Origin of the sequence: Streptomyces sp. NPDC093111 (genome assembly GCF_040683955.1) — a bacterium.
Lineage (GTDB): Bacteria > Actinomycetota > Actinomycetes > Streptomycetales > Streptomycetaceae > Streptomyces.
On the sequence record NZ_JBFBNW010000014.1, the window covers coordinates 1 to 17,342 of the forward strand.

Below are 17,342 nucleotides of genomic sequence, written 5' to 3' on the forward strand. Positions count from 1 at the left end.
GGGGTAGGGGGTGTCCGGACGTGGCGGCGCCCGTAACGAGCGAAGCGAAGTGAAGGTCGCAGTCCGGACACCCCCTACCCCCGCGGAGGCACCGGTCGCCGGCACGACACGGCACACGGCGGAAACAGCACACACCGGCGCACCGCGCGTGGCGGCAGGCCCTACAACCCCAGCCGAGCCCGCAGCCCCCCACCCCCCGCCCGCTCGTCCGTGGCGACGGACGCCGCCCCGTCCGTGACGGTCTCGTAGACGGCCAGGATGTCCGCGCCCACCGTCGACCAGTCGAACCGCCGCACGTGTGCGGACCCGCGGGCGCGGAGTTCCTCGCGGCGGGCCTCGTCGCCGAGGAGGCGGATGGCCTGGTCGGCGAGGTCGTCGGCGTCCTCGTTGGCGAAGAGCTGCCCGGCCGCCCCCTGGTCGAGGACCTGGGCGAAGGCGTCGAGGTCGGCGGCGAGGACGGGCGCGCCGGCGGAGAGCGCCTCGACGAGGATGATGCCGAAGCTCTCGCCCCCGGTGTTGGGCGCGACGTACACGTCGACGCTGCGCAGCAGCCGCGCCTTGTCCTCGTCGCTGACCATGCCGAGGAACTCGACCCGGGCCCGCATCTCGCGGGGCAGCGAGGCCACGGCCTCCTCCTCGTCGCCGCGCCCGGCGACGAGGAGCCGCGCGTCGGGCCGCGCGGCGAGGATCTTGGGCAGGGCCCGCATGAGCACGGGCAGCCCCTTGCGGGGTTCGTCGATGCGCCCGATGAAGCCGAGGGTGCCGCCCTGCCACTCCTTCTTGGGTTCCGCGCGGGCGAAGAACTCGACGTCGACGCCGTTGGGGATGACGACGGCGTCGCCGCCGAGGTGCTCGACGAGGGTGCGCCGGGCGTACTCGCTGACCGCGATGCGGGCACTGATCTTCTCCAGGGCGGGCTGGAGGATCGGGTACGCGGCGATCATGGCGCGGGAGCGCGGGTTGGAGGTGTGGAAGGTGGCCACGATGGGCCCCTGCGCGGCCCAGCAGGTGAGGAGCCCGAGCGAGGGCGAGGTGGGTTCGTGGATGTGGACGACGTCGAAGGTGCCGTCGTGCAGCCAGCGCCGTACCCGCGCCGCGGAGAGGAAGCCGAAGTTGAGCCGGGCGACGGAGCCGTTGTACGGCACGGGCACCGCGCGGCCGGCGGACACGACGTACGGCGGCAGCGGGGTCTCGTCGTCGGCGGGGGCGAGGACGGAGACCTCGTGGCCGAGCCGGATGAGGTGCTCGGCGAGGTCGCGGATGTGGAACTGGACGCCGCCCGGCACGTCCCAGGAGTACGGGCAGACGATGCCGATCCTCACGCGGTCCGGTCCTCCGGTCGTTCTTCCAGGTCAGCGAGCCACAGTCGCTGCAGCATGTGCCAGTCCTCCGGGTGGTCCGCGATGCCCTCGGCGAAGACGTCGGCGAGGGCCTGTGTCATGGCGGACGTCTTCTCGGCCCGGGTGCCTGACTCGGGCACGTCGACGGGTGCGTGGATCTCTCCGCGCATGACGTCGGTGTCGTCGTACCAGAGGGTCACGGGCAGCAGCAGCGCCCCGGTCTGCTGGGCGAGGATCGCGGGCCCGGCGGGCATCCGGACGGGCTCGCCGAAGAAGGAGACCTCGACGCCGGACGCGGACAGGTCGCGGTCGGCGACCAGGCAGACGAGCCCGCCGGCCCGGAGCCGTCGCGCGAGGGTCCCGAAGGCGGAGCCGCCGGTGTGCGGCAGCACCTCCATGCCGAGGGACTCGCGGTAGGCGACGAACCGGTCGAACAGCGACTCGGGCTTGAGCCGCTCGGCGACGGTGGTGAAGGGCAGGCCGAGGGCGCGGGTGACCCAGACGCCGGCCAGGTCCCAGTTGCCCATGTGGGGCAGGGCCAGGACGACGCCGCGCCCGGAGGCGAGGGCGTCCTTGAGGTGGTGGACGCCCTTGGGGTCGAAGCTGGCGGCGGCCCGCTCCTTGCTCCAGGTGGGCAGCCGGAAGGATTCCATCCAGTAGCGCATGTACGAGCGCATGCCGGCCCGGGAGAGCTCCCGCAGCCGCTCCGGGGAGGCGTCGGGGACGACCCGCGCGAGGTTGGACTCCAGGCGCAGGACGCTCTTGCCGCGCCGCTTCCAGGCGGTGTCGGCGATGCGGCGTCCGAGGGCCTTGGCGACCGGCTCGGGCAGCTTCTTCACGGTGGCCCAGCCGAGCCCGTACAGACCGTCGGTGACGGCGTCCTTGAGACCGGTCTTCCCGGCCTTCCCGGACTGCTCGCCGTTCCCGCTCTTCGTGCCGTTCCCGCCGTCGCCGCTCATCCGGTCGCCTCGCTGCCCCGCGCGGCGGCGTCCGCCTCGGCGGACTCCCGGCGTACCGTCACGACCCGCTGTCCCAGGGTGACCGCCGAGCCGACGGCCACGATCCACAGGGCGATCGGCAGCAGGATCTGGATGCCGGGCACGCCGAAGGCGTGCAGTCCGGCGAGGCCGGCCGCGACGAGCGAGATCACCAGGCGTTCGGCGCGTTCGATCAGGCCGTTGACGGCCACCGGCAGGCCGATCGATTCTCCGCGCGCCTTGGTGTACGAGACGACCTGGCCGCTGGCCAGGCAGAAGATCGCGACGGCACACAGGACGTTGTCGTCGCCCTTGCCGGCGTAGTAGAGCGCAAAGCCGCCGAAGATCGCGCCGTCGGCCACCCGGTCGAGGGTGGAGTCGAGGAAGGCGCCCCAGCGGCTGGAGATGCCCGCCTGGCGGGCCATGTTGCCGTCGACGAGGTCCGAGAAGACGAACAACGTGATGACGATCGTGCCCCAGAAGAACTCCCCCCGGGGGAAGAAGACCAGCGCGCCGGCCACCACCCCGGCGGTGCCGATGAGCGTCACGGCGTCGGGGCTGACGCCCCGGCGGAGCAGAAACGCGGCGAACGGTGTGAGGACACGCGTAAAAAAGGCACGCGCGTACTTGTTCAGCATGGCCTTCCCGAGGTTCGGTGGGCCGCGCGGCCCCTACGACCACCGGCTCACCCATCGTAGCCACGCGCGCCCCCGCGGGAGCGTCGGCACCCGCCCATGACGCCCGCGCCGTCGTATCCCGGGCGCGTCCGAATACGAGTCCGGCCCGCGCCGGGCCCCGGCCGAACCGCCTCCCGGCCGACGCCGGACCGCCTCCCGGCCGACGCCGAACCGCCTCCCACCCGGCACCGGACCGCCTCCCGCCCCGCCCGCCGCGGGTACGACGTATGGACGCACCGTGACGTCGGTGCAAAGCTCGAAGGACGACCGCGGGCACCGCCGGAGCCGCACGCGGCAGCGACACGCCGCACCACTCCCCCGCGCCCGCGCCCCACCTCACCTCACCGTACGAGCAGTCGGGAGGAAGACATCATGGGCGACAAGGCGAACGCACACTCCGGGGCCGCCGGCAGGGCCCCAACGGCCGACCGGCCCTCGGCCGTGCGGAACGTGGTGCTGGTCGGCCACAGCGGATCGGGCAAGACGACCCTCGTCGAGGCCCTGGCCCAGACCGCGGGGGCGGTCAACCGGGCCGGACGCGTCGAGGACGGCGGGACGGTCTCCGACTACGACGAGATCGAGCACCGCCAGCAGCGCTCCGTACAGCTCTCCCTCGTCCCGGTCGAATGGGGCGGGTACAAGATCAACCTTCTGGACACCCCCGGATACGCCGACTTCGTCGGTGAGCTGAGGGCCGGTCTGCGCGCGGCGGACGCGGCCCTCTTCGTCGTCTCGGCGGCGCAGGAGGCCGACGCGGTCATGGGCGCCACCCACGCGGTGTGGGAGGAGTGCGCCGCCGTCGGCATGCCGCGGGCCATCGTGGTGACCCATCTCGACACGGCGCGCACCGACTTCACCCGGCTCACCGAGGTCTGCGCCGGACTGTTCGGCGGCGACGACCCCGACGCCGTGCTCCCCCTGTACCTGCCCGTGCGCGGCGCGGAGGGCGCCGACGGGCACGCTCCGGCCACCGGCCTGGTGGGGCTGCTCACGGAGCGGATCTTCGACTACGCGTCGGGGGAACGGCGGGAGGACCCGCCCGACGAGGCGCAGCGTCCGCTGATCGCGGAGGCCCGCGGCCGGCTGATCGAGGGGATCATCGCCGAGAGCGAGGACGAGACCCTGATGGACCGCTATCTCGGCGGCGAGGAGGTCGATCTGAAGACGCTCGTCGACGACCTGGAGAAGGCGGTCGCGCGCGGCACCTTCCACCCGGTGCTGGCCGCCGCCCCGGCGGCGGACGGCGGTCGGCAGGGGCTCGGCACGGTGGAGCTCCTGGAGCTGATCACCGGGGGTTTCCCCTCGCCGCTGGAACGGGCCGCGCCGGTGGTCACGAGCCCGGAGGGCGTGCCGGGGCCGGCCCTGGCCTGCGATCCGGACGGGCCGCTGGTCGCGGAGGTCGTGAAGACCTCGTCGGACCCGTACGTCGGCCGGATCTCGCTGGTCCGGGTGTTCTCGGGCACGCTGCGTCCGGACGCGACCGTGCACGTGTCGGGGCACGGGCTCACCGACCCGGACCACGGGGAGCGGGACCGGCACGACGCCGACGAGCGGGTGGGGGCGCTGACCTCGCCGTTCGGCAAGCAGCAGCGGGCGCTGGCGCAGTGCGTGGCGGGCGACCTGGCCTGCGTGGGCAAGCTGGCCCGCGCGGAGACGGGCGACACGCTGTCCGCGAAGGACGCCCCGCTCCTGATGGAGCCGTGGGCGATGCCGGAACCGCTGCTCCCGCTGGCGATCGAGGCGCACAGCAAGGCCGACGAGGACCGCCTTTCGCAGGGGCTGGCGCGGCTGGTGGCCGAGGATCCCACGATGCGGCTCGAACAGAACCGGGACACCCATCAGGTGGTCCTGTGGTGCCTGGGCGAGGCGCACGCGGACGTGGCCCTGGAGCGGCTGCGCGGCCGGTTCGGCGTGCAGGTCGACACCGTCCCGCACCGGGTGGCGCTGCGGGAGACCTTCGGCGGCGCGGCGGCGGGGCGCGGCCGGCATGTGAAGCAGTCGGGCGGGCACGGCCAGTTCGCGATCTGCGAGATCGACGTGGAGCCGCTGCCGGTGGGCAGTGGCGTCGAGTTCGTCGACAAGGTCGTCGGGGGCGCCGTGCCGCGCCAGTTCATCCCGTCCGTGGAGAAGGGCGTCCGGGCGCAGGCGGCCCGCGGGGTCGTGGCCGGTCATCCGCTGGTGGACATCCGGGTCACCCTGCGGGACGGCAAGGCGCACTCGGTGGACTCCTCGGACGCGGCCTTCCAGACGGCGGGCGCCCTGGCCCTGCGGGAGGCGGCGGCCGAGGTGCCGATCCGGGTCCTGGAGCCGGTGGCGGAGGTGTCGGTGCTGGTCCCGGACGGCTATGTGGGGCCGGTGATGAGCGATCTGTCGGGGCGGCGCGGCCGGGTGGTCGGGACCGAGCAGGCGGGGCCCGGGCGGACGCTGGTGCGGGCGGAGGTGCCGGAGATCGAGATCGGGCGGTACGCGGTCGACCTGCGGTCGGTCTCGCACGGCACGGGCAGCTTCCACCGCGCGTACGCACGGCACGAGGCGATGCCCCCGCACCTGGCGGACAAGTTGCGCGAACAGGGCGAAACCGGGTAGCTGCTGACGGGCCGTCTACCGGCCGGCCCCGGATGCCGCCCTCCCAACTCGCTTTCGGCGGGCGGCATTCGGACGCCTTCGCCCGGTCCGGTGACGCATGCGTCGTCACCCGGTTACGCTGTGGTGCCCAGCTCAGAAGGTGTGCGGGGCGCGGCAGTTGGGAACAGCCCGCACAGGGACCGTGGTGATGGGGGCGGCAGTGACGATCGGCAGTTTCGGCATCGGGGCGCAGATTCCCCTGCAGGGCTCGGACGCGCAGACGGCGGCGACCCACGCCCTCGCCTCCGCCGCGTACCGCGACAGCCCGGTCGGGGCGATCCTGGACGCCAACGGCGAGTGGCACAAGTCCACGGTGAAGGAGGGCAAGTGGCACAAGCTGTTCCGCCCCGACCTCGGTGAGGCGTTCTCCCGCGCCGTGCAGGTGCGGATGCTGGGGGGCGCCCGCAAGCCCCTGATCCAGTCCTTCGGCGCCGAGCCGCAGCCGGTCGTCGAGCACTGCCTGGCGGCCACCCGCATCCGCAAGCAGCGCGACGTGAAGCTGACGCTGGTGACGCTGGTCTGCGGCCTGCTGTTCCTGCCGGGGCTGCTGCTGTGGCTGGGCGTGATCCAGCTGCGCCGGATCGCCGCCGGCTCCGACAACAAGCGGACCAGCGCCATCGGCACGGTCGTGCTGGTCGCCGCCGGCATCTTCGCCTTCCTCGTGCTCCTGAAGCTGCCGTTCGACGGCGTGCTGCCCAACTACCTGCGCGCCATGGTGGTGGCCCCGGTGGCCGGCTGGTACCTCGCCCGCCGGATCTGCGAGAGCACCGCCCAGGACCTGCGCGAGCGCTGGACGGCCCTGCTCAGCGGCGGTGGCATCGGCGCCAAGATCCCCGAGGCGGTGCCGCAGGACCCGGGCGAGAAGACCGCCGAGGAGCTGCGGCAGAACCTGGAGAAGCTCTCCGCCGAGCAGCAGTCCAACGTCATCTTCTACGCGGGCCCCAAGGGCATACTGGGCATGGGCACCCGCTGGGGCAGCTGGACCCTCGCCGAGGAGCTGATCCCGCAGCAGGGCAAGGAGATCCACGCCTTCCGCGCCTGGGACGTGGTCCGCGAGATCCACACCCAGCTGACGCTCCTGGAGCGCGGTTCGCTGAAGACCGGCTTCCCCAAGCCGACGGTCAAGCACTGGATCGTCTCGCCCGTCGGCGAGGGCGCGGACGAGGTCGGCCGCCCCGAGGGCGAGAACATCGTCGCCTTCCAGGTGAAGCCCCACGAGATACAGCGCATCTGCAACGACCAGCAGTTCGGCAGTGGGAACCGGCACTATCTGGGCGTCCAGTTCACCCTCTGGGACGGGCAGCTGGTCCTCACCATGATGGTGACGGTCACCTCGCTCCACCACACGCTGCGCGTCGAGGTCACCGGCCACGCCCTCGGCCCGGTCCACTCGCTGTTCACCAGCAAGCCGAAGGCGAAGACCAAGGAGGTCTCCAAGACCGTCAGGTTCTGGGAGACCCGCGAGATCAAGCTGCCGCTGACCGACACCGACGAGGTGGTGCGCCAGGCCGTCCGCGCACCGCTGACCTGGTTCCCGCCGATCCTGGACTTCCTCGGCGGCAAGCTGGTCCTGCCGGAGCCCTTCGGCCTGCGCCACCCCTGGGCGAGCCCGCCCTGGAAGAACCGCTTCATGGCCGACGACGCCATCCGCACCGCGACCCCCGTCCTGCGGGCGGTGCACGCCGCGACCATCAAGGTGCTCGACGACCACGGGGTGGACACGGAACGCTTCACCAACCGCTCGCTGGCCCTCAGCGGCGGCATCCAGGACCCGGGCCCGAAGAAGGCCGACCTGTACGACGCGTAGGGCCGGGGCGGCCCCACGCGTCGGATCGGGCAGGTGCGACGGGACGGGACGGATCAGATGCCGGCCGGCCAGGCGTCGGCCAGCATCTTCCGGGTGTCGGCGAGGAGCTGCGGCAGCACCTTGGTGTGGCCGACCACCGGCATGAAGTTGGTGTCGCCGCCCCAGCGGGGCACCACGTGCTGGTGCAGATGGGCGGCGATCCCGGCGCCGGCGACGGTGCCCTGGTTCATGCCGATGTTGAAGCCGTGCGCGCCGGAGGCGGCCCGCAGGGCGCCCATGGCCCGCTTGGTGAACTCGCCGAGCTCGGCGGTCTCGGCCGTGTCGAGGTCGGTGTAGTCGGCGACGTGCCGGTACGGCACGACCATCAGATGGCCGCCGTTGTACGGGTAGAGGTTGAGGACGGCGTACACGCTCCGGCCCCGGGCGATCACCAGGCCGTCCTCGTCCGACTTCGAAGGGATCGTGCAGAAGGGACAGCCGTCGTCGGCGCCCGGCCCGGTGGGCTTGTTCTCGCCCTGGATGTAGGCCATCCGGTGAGGCGTCCACAGGCGCTGGAACGCGTCCTGCGTCCCCACTCCGATCTGCTGCTCCGGCTCAGTCGTCATGCTGTGCAGCATATTGCTTCGCCCGTTCGGATCGTGTCGCCGGGGCGGAAGATCCGTGCAGGGGCCATGCTGAACCGATGAGAGACAGGCCCTCGGTCCCGCCCGCGCAGGAGCGCTGGGACAGCGTGATGGAGACCCCGCTGACGGTGATGGCCCTGGTCTTTCTCGCCGCCTACGCGGTGCGGATCCTCGGTCACCATCTGCCGGACCTGGTGAAGGACCTCTGCCTCGCCCTGACGTTCGCCGCCTGGACGGTCTTCCTCGTCGACTATGTCGTACGGGTCAGGCTGAGCGGCATCGGCGTGCTGCGCTTCGTGCGCCACCACCTCCTCGACACGGTGGTGCTGATCCTGCCGCTGCTGCGCCCGCTGCGGGTCGTGAGCGTCTACGACCGGGTCCAGCGCCGCCGCGACAAGCCCCGGCTGACCCTGTACGCCCGGGTCATGGCGTACGGGGGGATGACGGCGGGGCTGCTCGGCTTCGCGGGGGCGCTGACCGTGTACCACTTCGAGTACGGCGCCCCCGGCGCGACGATCCGCACCTTCGGGGACTCGGTGTGGTGGGCGTGCGCGACGCTGGCGACGGTGGGCTACGGGGACGTGACCCCGGTGACCCCGATGGGGCGCCTGACGGCGGTCGGGATGATGGGCGTCGGGCTGGCCCTGCTCGGCGCGGTGACGGGTTCCTTCTCGTCCTGGCTGATCCAGGCGTTCACCCGGGAGGACGAGAAGGGGCCCCCGGGGAACTCCCCGGGGGCCTCCTGACCGTTCCTCGGGACCGTCAGACCTGGACGCGGTCCTCGACGGCCTTGGCGATCTTGGCGATGGCCTCGTCGACCGGGATGCCGTTCTCCTGCGAACCGTCGCGGTAGCGGAAGGAGACGGCACCGTTGGCCATGTCCTCGTCACCAGCGATGATCATGAACGGGACCTTCTGCTTCTGCGCGTTGCGGATCTTCTTCTGCATCCGGTCCGAGGAGGCGTCGACCTCCACCCGCAGGCCCTGCTTCTTCGCCTTGGCGGCGAACTCCTGCAGGTACGGGATGTGCGCGTCGCCGATCGGGATGCCGGTCGCCTGCACCGGGGCCAGCCAGGCCGGGAAGGCGCCCGCGTAGTGCTCCAGGAGCACCGCGAAGAACCGCTCGATCGAACCGAACAGCGCACGGTGGATCATGACCGGGCGCTGCTTGGTGCCGTCCGGGGAGGTGTACTCCAGGTCGAACCGCTCCGGCAGGTTGAAGTCGAGCTGCACGGTCGACATCTGCCAGGTCCGGCCGATGGCGTCGCGCGCCTGCACCGAGATCTTCGGGCCGTAGAACGCGGCGCCGCCCGGGTCGGGGGTGAGCGGCAGGCCCTGCTTCTCGGCGACCTGCTGGAGGACCGAGGTGGCCTCCTCCCACGCCTCGTCCGAGCCGACGTACTTCTCCGGGTCCTTGGTGGACAGCTCCAGGTAGAAGTCGGTCAGACCGTAGTCGCGCAGCAGGTTCAGGACGAAGGTGAGGGTCTTGTCCAGCTCCTCCGCCATCTGCTCGCGGGTGCAGTAGATGTGCGCGTCGTCCTGGGTGAAGCCCCGCGCCCGGGTCAGACCGTGCACGACGCCGGACTTCTCGTACCGGTACACGGTGCCGAACTCGAACAGGCGCAGCGGCAGCTCACGGTAGGACCGCCCGCGCGCGTCGAAGATCAGGTTGTGCATCGGGCAGTTCATGGGCTTGAGGTAGTAGTCCACGCCCTCGTCGAGCTGCATGGGGGGGTACATGCCCTCGGCGTACCAGTCGAGGTGACCGGACTTCTCGAACAGCTTGCCCTTGGTGGCGTGCGGGGAGTAGACGAACTCGTAACCCTCTTCCTCGTGCCGGCGGCGCGAGTAGTCCTCCATGACCCGGCGGATGATGCCGCCCTTGGGGTGGAAGACGGCGAGGCCGGAGCCGATCTCGTCCGGGATGGAGAACAGGTCCAGCTCGTTGCCCAGCTTGCGGTGGTCGCGCTTCTCGGCCTCGGCGAGGAATTCGAGGTGGGCCTTCAGCTCCTCCTTCGACGGCCACGCGGTGCCGTAGATGCGCTGGAGCATGGGATTCTTCTCGCTGCCGCGCCAGTAGGCGGCGGCGTTGCGCATCAGCTTGAACGCCGGGATGTTCCGGGTGGTGGGCAGGTGCGGGCCGCGGCAGAGGTCCTTCCAACACAGGTCGCCGGTCTTGGCGTCCAGGTTGTCGTAGATCGACAGCTCGCCGCCGCCGACCTCGACGTTGGCGCCGTCGTCGGTCGAGGCCGCGCCCTTGATGCCGATGAGCTCCAGCTTGTACGGCTCGTCCGCGAGCTCCTCGCGGGCCGCCTCGTCCGTGACGACGCGGCGCGAGAAGCGCTGGCCGCGCTTCTGGATCTCCTGCATCTTCTTCTCGATGACCTTGAGGTCCTCGGGAGTGAAGGGCTTCTCGACGTCGAAGTCGTAGTAGAAGCCGTCCCGGACCGGCGGGCCGATGCCCAGCTTGGCCTCGGGGAACAGCTCCTGCACGGCCTGGGCCATGACGTGGGCGGTGGAGTGGCGGAGGATGTCGAGGCCGTCCGGCGAGGAGATCTCCACCCCCTCGACGACGTCGCCCTCGGCGAGTTCGTACGCCAGGTCCTTCAGCTCGCCCGCGACACGGGCGGCGATCACGGTGCGGTCGTCGGCGAACAGGGCGCCGGCCGTGGTGCCCGCGCTCACCGCCCTCTCCTCTGCTCCCGAGGCGGACTGGACGGTCACACGGACTTCAGACACAGATGCTCCATACATAGGGGCACCGGCAGACACGAAGTGCCGGCGCCTGTGGTGCGCGGCAGAGACGAGGTGCCGCGCAGACCTCGATCCTACCGGGGGTCCGCGTCCCGCCCCTCAGTCATTTTCGTCGCAGGGCTCCTCGAAGAAGTCCGCGTGCTCGATCGTCTCCCGCATCGACTTCATCAGACGGTCCCGGACCGCCTCGTCCACCTGCACCGGCACGACCCCGCTCGCGTCGGTGAGCCGCCGGAAGCCGCCGCGGCTCTCCAGCCGGCCCACGACCCGGATCGGCAGCCCGACCAGATGGGCGTGCCCGGCCGTCCGGTACGCGTCCTCGTCGAGGGTCACCCGGACGTGCCGCACGTCCGCCCCGGCCAGCACGCGCAGCCGTACGGTGCCCTCGCCGCGCGGGCCCGAGCGGCGCATCCGGACGACGCTGCCGGTGATCCGTACCGGTACGGAGGGCTCGTGGGCCAGGTAGCGGGCGGCCGCCTCGCGGAGCGCGGGCAGGTCGCCGGGCGAGAACTCGACGGGCTCGGGGCGGGCGGCGCAGCCCACGGGGGTGCCGGCCGCCGGGGACCATTCCAGGGCGACGCCGGCGCCCTCGGTGCCCCGCACCAGTGCGACCAGGGCCTCGGTGAGCTCCCGGCTCACCCCGGCCTCGACGGCGGTGTCGAAGGCGTCCATGCCGCCGGTCGCCCGCTGGTAGTCGACGGCCTCACGGGCCGCGTAGAGGGCGTGGTAAAGGCGGACGGAGACGGCCCGGCCCGGGTCGACGGGCAGGAAGGCGGTGAGCCCGCCGCCCGGTGCGCCGTCGACGACGACGCTCTCCAGGGAGGCCTGGGCCTGCCTGCGGTGCCGCGCCCCGTGGTACCCGGCGCGCCCGCGCACCGCGAGGGCGCCGGCCAGCAGCATGCCCCGGGCGGCGGACCGCAGCTGCTCCTGCACGGGCCAGGGCACGCCCCCGGCCGGGCCCGGCGGCACGTCCCGCCACCAGCGGATCTCGTCGCTGGGGACGGCGAGCCCGGTGAGCACCTCGCGGGCCGAGGGCGTGCCGCTGCGGGCGAGCGCGGTGAGCGCCTCGCCGATCAGGTCCTCGCAGTCCGGGAAGGCCCGGCTGTCGGGCACCAGGAGGCTGGTGCCCCGGCCGCCGGGCTCGGGCCCGGGCGGGGCCCAGCGGCTGTAGCGGCCCGTGGCGCCGCCGTGCCGTCGCCAGCCGTGCCGGGCGAGCAGCGCGCCGAGCACGCGGGGGTCGACCCCGCCCGGGTCGGGTTCGTCGATGGGCCGCATCAGGGTCTCCCTCCCACGCCGACCCGGGCCATGATCTCGCAGAGCGCCCGGTCGTCGAAGATCCGTGCCGTCGAGACGCGCACGGTGGTCCTGCGCCGTCCCGTGACCGGGTGGCCGGCCAGGTTGATCCAGTAGCAGCAGTGCCGCAGGTCGAGCCGGTCGTGGTCGGCCCGCAGCCAGTCCTCCCGGTCCCGTGGGACGAGCATCACGACCAGGATCTTGTGTACGGCCACGGGCGTCCGGGCCAGTTTCACCAGGTGCTCGTTGTCCAGGGTGAACGAGAACGCGGGGGCGGCGCCGGGCGTGCGCGGCGGCAGTTGGTAGGTGCACTTCAGCTGGACCTTGATGGTCACCTCGTCGTCGACGGTGTGCCCGGGGGCGCTGTGGCTGACGTGCCAGTCGATGCCGTTGTCCGGGAACGGCTGCGACAGCGAGCAGCCGGCCGCCGCCGCGACCGCGTGGAGGTACCCCACCTGGAGGGTCTCCATGCAGGCGGTGGTGGCGAGCGAGCCGCGCAGCGGTGCCGTCCGCCGGGGCGGCGGCCCTCCCCATTCGGGCTGGGCGATCGCCATGTCAATTCCCTTCCCCGTCAGCTCTGTTGTGACCGTTTTGCGTACGGTGCAAACAGCCCGGGTATCACCGTTTCGGGCAGGGGGCTGGCCATCTGCCGCGCACGTGCGAGGAGTTCGGGGATGACGACGCACTGGTTCGATGGGCCCCTGGCCGCATTCGACACGGAGACCACGGGAGTCGACGTCGAGGAGGACCGGATCGTGTCCGCCGCCCTCGTCGTCCAGGATGCCGCGGGCATGCGCCCGCGGGTGACGCGCTGGCTGGTGAACCCCGGCATCCCGGTGCCGGCGGGGGCGACCGCCGTGCACGGGCTGACGGACGATCACCTCCAGCGCAACGGGCGCTGGCCCTCGCCGGTGGTGGAGGAGCTGGCCCGGGCGATAGCCGAACAGAGCGCGGCGGGGCGGCCGCTGGTGGTGATGAACGCGCCCTTCGACCTGACGATCCTGGACCGGGAGCTGCGCCGGCACCGCGCCTCCTCGCTCGGCACCTACCTGGACGGCGTCCCGCTGTGCGTGCTCGACCCGAGGGTCCTGGACAAGCACCTGGACCGGTACCGCAAGGGCCGCCGGACCCTGACGGACCTGTGCGAGCAGTACGGGGTGGTGCTGGACGGCGCCCACGACGCGGCGGCGGACGCCTCGGCCGCGCTGGAGGTCGTACGGTCGGTGGGGCGGCGCTTCGCCTCGCGTCTGGAGCGCCTGTCGCCGCCGGAGCTGCACACCTTGCAGGCGGTGTGGCACGCGGCGCAGGCGCGTGGCCTTCAGGCCTGGTTCGCCCGGCAGGGCACCCCGGAGGCGGTGGACCCGGCGTGGCCGTTGCGTCCGGAGCTGCGGACGGCGGCGTGAGGGTGCCGGAAACGGCTGAGGCCGGTCCGTCGTGTGACGGACCGGCCTCTCCCGGTGGGCGATACTGGGATCGAACCAGTGACCCCTTCGGTGTGAACGAAGTGCTCTCCCGCTGAGCTAATCGCCCGGGAACGGGTTGAACCATACAGGGCTTTCGGGCTCTCGTTCAAACCGCCCGCAGGAGGGCCGCGAGTCCGCGCCGTCCGGAGCGCATCATCAGGGCGTGGTTGGCGCGGAACACGGGCCGCCCGGGCACGGCGAGCGCGCGCATGAGCGGGGTGCGGACCTCGACCTCCTGCTCGTGGAGGGCGCGGGTGCCGGGGCCGTCCGGGAGGAGCGTCCAGCGGGCCCAGCCGTCCAGGTCCCCGCTCAGGGCGACCTCCAGGACCCGCGCTTCGGGGTCGCGGCGCCGGGCCTCGGCGGTGACGACGAGGTCGTACGGGAGGAGGGACCGGAAGCGGGCGGTGCCGGTGCGCTCGTCGAGCGGGACGACCTCGCGCATCTGGGGCCACCAGCGGGGGTACTCCTCGGCGCGTTCGAGCACGGTGTAGACGGCGTCGGGCGGGGCGGCGAGGCGCCAGACGCTGCGGAAGCGGTAGCGGCACCAGTCCATGGCCTCAGTGTGGGCTACTCAGGCGCGGATCTGAGTAGCCGCACCCATCCCCTCCCCCCGTGTCCGGCGCCACACTCCGCCTATGGAATCCTCCCTGCCTCCCGCGGAAGAGCTGGTGCTCGTCGACCGCGAACTGGCCCGACTCGACGCCCACCGGGCCCAGTTGCTGGTCCGCCGGGACTGGCTGCTGCGGGTGCTGCACGCGCCGGTGGCGGCTCCGGCGCCGGTGCGGCCCGAGGCGACGCCGCGCAGCGCGCAGAACGTGCTGCTCAGCCTCGGCGGCGGGCTGCTGGCCGTCGCGGCGGTCGCGTTCACCCTGGTGAGCTGGGGTTCGATGGGCATCGGCGGCCGGGCGGCCGTCCTGGGTGCCGTGACCTCGGCGGCGCTCCTGGCGCCGGTGGCGCTGCTGCGCAAGGGGCTGCGGTCCACGGCGGAGTCGGTGGCGGCGCTGGGCCTGGTCCTCACGCTCCTCGACGCGTACGCGCTGCACCGGGTGGCGCTGGCGGGCACCGGCGCCCTGGCGTACTCGGCCGCGGCGGCGGGTGTGCTGGCCGCCGGCTGGGCCGGGTACGGCGCCGCCCTCGGCCGGCTGCGGATCCCGCTGCCCGCGGCCGTGCTCGCGGCCCAACTGCCGCTGCCCCTCGGGGTGCTGGCCGCCGGGGGCGGGGTGCTGTCGTTCGCGTGGGCGGCGCTGGCCACGGCCGTCCTCGACCTCGCGCTCGCCCGGCGGACCGGGCCGGCCCCGGTGCGGATCACGGCCTTCGCCACGGCGGGCGTCCTCGGCGGCTGGGCGCTCCTCACCGGTTTCGCGCTGTCGGCCGGGACGCCGCTGCGCGCGACCCCGCTGCTGCTGGCCTGCGCGGCAGTCCTGCTGTACGGGGCGGTGCGCACCGCCCCGGTCGCGCTGCCGGCGGCGGCCCTGGCCGGGCTCGCCCTGCTCGCGTCGGCCGGCGGGCTGCTGCGCTCGGTGCTTCCCGAGGTGTGGACGGTGCCGGGGTACGCGGTCTGCGCGGTGGTCCTGGCGGGCGTGGCCCTCCGGGGCCGGGGCGTGGTCCCCGCCGCGCGTGCCGTGGCGGCGGGGGCGGTGCGGCGCGGTCTGGGCCTCGCCGGTGGCGGGGTGCTCGGGCTTGCGCTGCTGTGGGCGCTGCCGCCGGTGGCGGCGGGGCTGCTGGGGCCACTGGCCCGCACCGGAGCACCGTGGTCGGGCGGGCACGCGGAGCCGCTCCTGGAGGGCTACCCGGCGACGGCGCCGCTGGTCCTGCTGCTCGCGGCCGGCGCCTTGGCGACGGTCCCGCGCGGGTGGGCGCGCTGCGGCGCGCTCGCGCTGACCTGGGCGCTGCTCACCGCGGTGCCGGTGTCGCCGGGGCTCCCGTACGCGGCGACGCTCGCGCTCCAGCTCCTGACGGCCGCGGCGGCCCTGGGGGTGGCCGTGCGGCCCGCTCTCCTGACGCGCGGGCTGCCCGGCCCGGAGCCGCTCGGCGCGCCGGTGCGGAGCGGCGGGCCCGTCGAGGTGGTGGCGTGGCTCGCGTTCGCCGGTGGGCTCATGTCCGCGCTGGGCGCGGTGGCGCTGGGGCTCGACGTGCGGGCGGCGACCTTCGCTGTGCTCGGGGTGGTTCTCGCGCTGTGCGCGGGGGTCGCGGTGCTCGGGACCGGTGCGCGGCGGCTCGTCGCGGCCTGCGGCGCGGTGTTCGCGGCGGCCGGTCTGGTCGGCGCGGGGGCCGTGGCCGCGGACGCGGGCCCGGCGGCGGCCGGGCTGGCGCTGCTCGTCGTGCCGGCCGGGACCGCCGGGGCCGGGGCGTGGCTGCGGCGGCGCCCGGTGGCGGTGGCCGTGGAGGGCGCGGGCGCCGCGGTGGCGTTGTGCGCGCTCGGGCTGACCGTGGGGCGGCCCGCGCTGCTCGCGCTCGCGCTGGGCCTGGCCGGGGTGCTGGCCGCGGCGACGGCGGTGCGGCCGGAGCGCCGCCCGGTGGCCTCGTGGGTCGCCGCCGCGCTGTTCCTGTCGGGCGCGTGGGTGCGGCTCGCGGTGTGGGGGGTGACGACGCCGGAGGCGTACACACTGCCGGTGACCGTCCCGGCCCTGGCCGTGGGCGTGCTGCGGCGCCGCCGGGACCCGGAGACCTCGTCCTGGACGGCGTACGGGCCGGGTCTCGCCGTGACGCTGCTGCCGAGCCTGCTGGCGGCCTGGACGGACCCGGAGTGGGTGCGCCCGCTGCTGCTGGGGCTCGGGGCGCTCGTGGTGACGCTGCTGGGTGCCCGGTTCCGGCTGCAGGCGCTGCTGGTGCTGGGCGGCACGGTGCTGGCCCTGGACGGGCTGCACGAGCTCGCGCCGTATGTCGTGCAGGTGGTGGGCGCGCTGCCGCGCTGGCTGCCGCCGGCCCTGGCCGGTCTGCTGCTGCTCGCGGTGGGGGCGACGTACGAGCAGCGGCTGCGGGACGCGCGCCGGCTGCGGGAGCGGCTGGGGCGGATGCGCTGAGCGGGCCCCGCGCGGAAGGTCGCGCGGGGAAACGCCGAAGGCCCGGAGACGGTGTCGTCTCCGGGCCTTCGGGCCGGGTGGTGGGCGATACTGGGTTCGAACCAGTGACCCCTTCGGTGTGAACGAAGTGCTCTCCCACTGAGCTAATCGCCCGGGCGCACCGCAAACATTACCGCATGTCAGCGGGGCTTCCTGACCATGTGCCGGTCACTCGTCGATCTTCCACGGCATGACGAAGCCGAACTTCCAGAGGTAGACGGCGCAGAGGACGGCGACGATCACCAGTCCGACCGTGGTGAGGACGATGTTCCGGCGCCGGACCTTCGGGTCGAGGGCCCGCTGGGCGGCCTCGGTGACCTTGCGCTTGGTCCAGCGGAGCACCAGCTGGGCCCAGACGAACTCGGTCGCCCAGATCGCCATGCCGCCGAAGATCACGAGCCAGCCGGGGCCGGGCAGCGGCAGCATCACGATGCCGGTGCCGACGACGGCGAGGCCGACGACGAAGACGCCGACCTGCCAGCTCAGGTGCAGGGTCCGGCGGGCCTTGATGAATTCGGGGGCCCGGGACCCCAGCGGCGCCTCTTCGCCGCCGGTGCCGGACTTCTCCGGGCCGTGCTCCCCGCTCACCGCGGACTCCCCCGTGCGCTCGTCACTCTCCGCATGCATGGCCCCAACCTACCGGACGGGTCGGCCTTGCCGGTATGGGCGTATTACCCAAAGTTACATACGCCCATACGAGCTACCTGAACGATCACAAAAC

Annotated in this window: 14 protein-coding genes and 2 tRNA genes; 5 read left to right on the top strand and 11 right to left on the bottom strand. The window is 73.3% G+C overall.

Annotation, left to right across the window (positions count from 1 at the left end):
* Window positions 1–161: 161 nt before the first annotated feature.
* The 3 genes from AB0Q96_RS24410 to pgsA are packed head-to-tail and all read right to left on the bottom strand — an operon-like array spanning window position 162 to window position 2,955.
* Window positions 162–1,322 (bottom strand): glycosyltransferase family 4 protein, encoded by a 1,161-nt coding sequence (locus tag AB0Q96_RS24410; RefSeq protein WP_365328869.1) that lies wholly within the window; start codon window positions 1,320–1,322, stop codon window positions 162–164.
* On the bottom strand, window positions 1,319–2,299 hold the full coding sequence (locus AB0Q96_RS24415; RefSeq protein ID WP_365328871.1) for a phosphatidylinositol mannoside acyltransferase: 981 nt from the start codon (window positions 2,297–2,299) through the stop codon (window positions 1,319–1,321). The genes AB0Q96_RS24410 and AB0Q96_RS24415 overlap by 4 nt, the downstream gene beginning before the upstream one ends.
* Entirely contained in the window at window positions 2,296–2,955 is a 660-nt protein-coding gene (pgsA, locus tag AB0Q96_RS24420; protein ID WP_365328873.1) for a phosphatidylinositol phosphate synthase, read from the bottom strand. The genes AB0Q96_RS24415 and pgsA overlap by 4 nt, the downstream gene beginning before the upstream one ends.
* A 411-nt stretch (window positions 2,956–3,366) precedes the next feature.
* On the opposite strand from pgsA, the gene AB0Q96_RS24425 reads away from it, so the two are divergent.
* On the top strand, window positions 3,367–5,580 hold the full coding sequence (locus AB0Q96_RS24425) for an elongation factor G-like protein EF-G2 (protein WP_365328875.1): 2,214 nt from the start codon (window positions 3,367–3,369) through the stop codon (window positions 5,578–5,580).
* Window positions 5,581–5,767: 187 nt separating this feature from the next.
* Window positions 5,768–7,426, top strand: a complete 1,659-nt coding sequence (locus tag AB0Q96_RS24430) for a hypothetical protein (protein ID WP_365328877.1) — start codon at window positions 5,768–5,770, stop codon at window positions 7,424–7,426.
* Between the two features lie 53 nt (window positions 7,427–7,479).
* Here the strand turns inward: AB0Q96_RS24430 and AB0Q96_RS24435 are convergent, their stop codons facing one another.
* Complete coding sequence (locus AB0Q96_RS24435) at window positions 7,480–8,043, bottom strand: HIT domain-containing protein (protein WP_365328879.1); 564 nt, start codon at window positions 8,041–8,043, stop codon at window positions 7,480–7,482.
* Between the two features lie 65 nt (window positions 8,044–8,108).
* Between AB0Q96_RS24435 and AB0Q96_RS24440 the strand changes: the two genes are divergently transcribed.
* A complete protein-coding gene (locus tag AB0Q96_RS24440; RefSeq protein ID WP_365328880.1) occupies window positions 8,109–8,795 on the top strand; it encodes a potassium channel family protein in 687 nt (228 codons plus the stop codon).
* A 16-nt stretch (window positions 8,796–8,811) separates the two neighbouring features.
* Here AB0Q96_RS24440 and thrS read toward each other — a convergent pair whose 3' ends face one another.
* From thrS to AB0Q96_RS24455, 3 genes are all read right to left on the bottom strand, one after another.
* Window positions 8,812–10,788, bottom strand: a complete 1,977-nt coding sequence (gene thrS, locus AB0Q96_RS24445; protein ID WP_365328882.1) for a threonine--tRNA ligase — start codon at window positions 10,786–10,788, stop codon at window positions 8,812–8,814.
* Window positions 10,789–10,902: 114 nt separating this feature from the next.
* Window positions 10,903–12,078, bottom strand: a complete 1,176-nt coding sequence (locus AB0Q96_RS24450; protein WP_365328884.1) for a hypothetical protein — start codon at window positions 12,076–12,078, stop codon at window positions 10,903–10,905.
* Window positions 12,078–12,650, bottom strand: coding sequence for a DUF4365 domain-containing protein (locus AB0Q96_RS24455; RefSeq protein WP_365328886.1), 573 nt, complete (start codon window positions 12,648–12,650; stop codon window positions 12,078–12,080). Before AB0Q96_RS24455 ends, AB0Q96_RS24450 begins: the two co-directional genes overlap by 1 nt.
* Window positions 12,651–12,770: 120 nt before the next feature.
* Here AB0Q96_RS24455 and AB0Q96_RS24460 point away from each other — a divergent pair, with 120 nt between their 5' ends.
* Window positions 12,771–13,499 (top strand): 3'-5' exonuclease, encoded by a 729-nt coding sequence (locus tag AB0Q96_RS24460; RefSeq protein ID WP_365328887.1) that lies wholly within the window; start codon window positions 12,771–12,773, stop codon window positions 13,497–13,499.
* Between the two features lie 55 nt (window positions 13,500–13,554).
* Here AB0Q96_RS24460 and AB0Q96_RS24465 read toward each other — a convergent pair.
* Together AB0Q96_RS24465 and AB0Q96_RS24470 are read right to left on the bottom strand one after the other, a co-directional pair.
* Window positions 13,555–13,626: transfer RNA gene (locus AB0Q96_RS24465), tRNA-Val, on the bottom strand.
* A gap of 39 nt (window positions 13,627–13,665) precedes the next feature.
* A complete protein-coding gene (locus AB0Q96_RS24470) occupies window positions 13,666–14,112 on the bottom strand; it encodes an SRPBCC family protein (protein ID WP_365328889.1) in 447 nt (148 codons plus the stop codon).
* An 82-nt stretch (window positions 14,113–14,194) separates the two neighbouring features.
* Here AB0Q96_RS24470 and AB0Q96_RS24475 point away from each other — a divergent pair, with 82 nt between their 5' ends.
* Entirely contained in the window at window positions 14,195–16,582 is a 2,388-nt protein-coding gene (locus tag AB0Q96_RS24475; RefSeq protein WP_365328891.1) for a hypothetical protein, read from the top strand.
* 78 nt (window positions 16,583–16,660) lie between these two features.
* Here AB0Q96_RS24475 and AB0Q96_RS24480 read toward each other — a convergent pair.
* Window positions 16,661–16,735 (bottom strand) — tRNA-Val (locus AB0Q96_RS24480).
* Window positions 16,736–16,789: 54 nt separating this feature from the next.
* Window positions 16,790–17,248, bottom strand: a complete 459-nt coding sequence (locus AB0Q96_RS24485; RefSeq protein ID WP_365328893.1) for a TIGR02611 family protein — start codon at window positions 17,246–17,248, stop codon at window positions 16,790–16,792.
* Between the last annotated feature and the right edge of the window lie 94 nt (window positions 17,249–17,342).

Coding starts and splice junctions, on each gene's coding strand:
- AB0Q96_RS24430 (WP_365328877.1), top strand. CDS start 5,768: ATGGGGGCGGCAGTGACGATCGGCAGTTTCGGCATCGGGGCGCAGATT.
- pgsA (WP_365328873.1), bottom strand. CDS start 2,955: ATGCTGAACAAGTACGCGCGTGCCTTTTTTACGCGTGTCCTCACACCG.
- AB0Q96_RS24470 (WP_365328889.1), bottom strand. CDS start 14,112: ATGGACTGGTGCCGCTACCGCTTCCGCAGCGTCTGGCGCCTCGCCGCC.
- AB0Q96_RS24435 (WP_365328879.1), bottom strand. CDS start 8,043: ATGCTGCACAGCATGACGACTGAGCCGGAGCAGCAGATCGGAGTGGGG.
- AB0Q96_RS24450 (WP_365328884.1), bottom strand. CDS start 12,078: ATGCGGCCCATCGACGAACCCGACCCGGGCGGGGTCGACCCCCGCGTG.
- AB0Q96_RS24415 (WP_365328871.1), bottom strand. CDS start 2,299: ATGAGCGGCGACGGCGGGAACGGCACGAAGAGCGGGAACGGCGAGCAG.
- AB0Q96_RS24425 (WP_365328875.1), top strand. CDS start 3,367: ATGGGCGACAAGGCGAACGCACACTCCGGGGCCGCCGGCAGGGCCCCA.
- AB0Q96_RS24440 (WP_365328880.1), top strand. CDS start 8,109: ATGAGAGACAGGCCCTCGGTCCCGCCCGCGCAGGAGCGCTGGGACAGC.
- AB0Q96_RS24455 (WP_365328886.1), bottom strand. CDS start 12,650: ATGGCGATCGCCCAGCCCGAATGGGGAGGGCCGCCGCCCCGGCGGACG.
- AB0Q96_RS24460 (WP_365328887.1), top strand. CDS start 12,771: ATGACGACGCACTGGTTCGATGGGCCCCTGGCCGCATTCGACACGGAG.
- AB0Q96_RS24475 (WP_365328891.1), top strand. CDS start 14,195: ATGGAATCCTCCCTGCCTCCCGCGGAAGAGCTGGTGCTCGTCGACCGC.
- AB0Q96_RS24485 (WP_365328893.1), bottom strand. CDS start 17,248: ATGCATGCGGAGAGTGACGAGCGCACGGGGGAGTCCGCGGTGAGCGGG.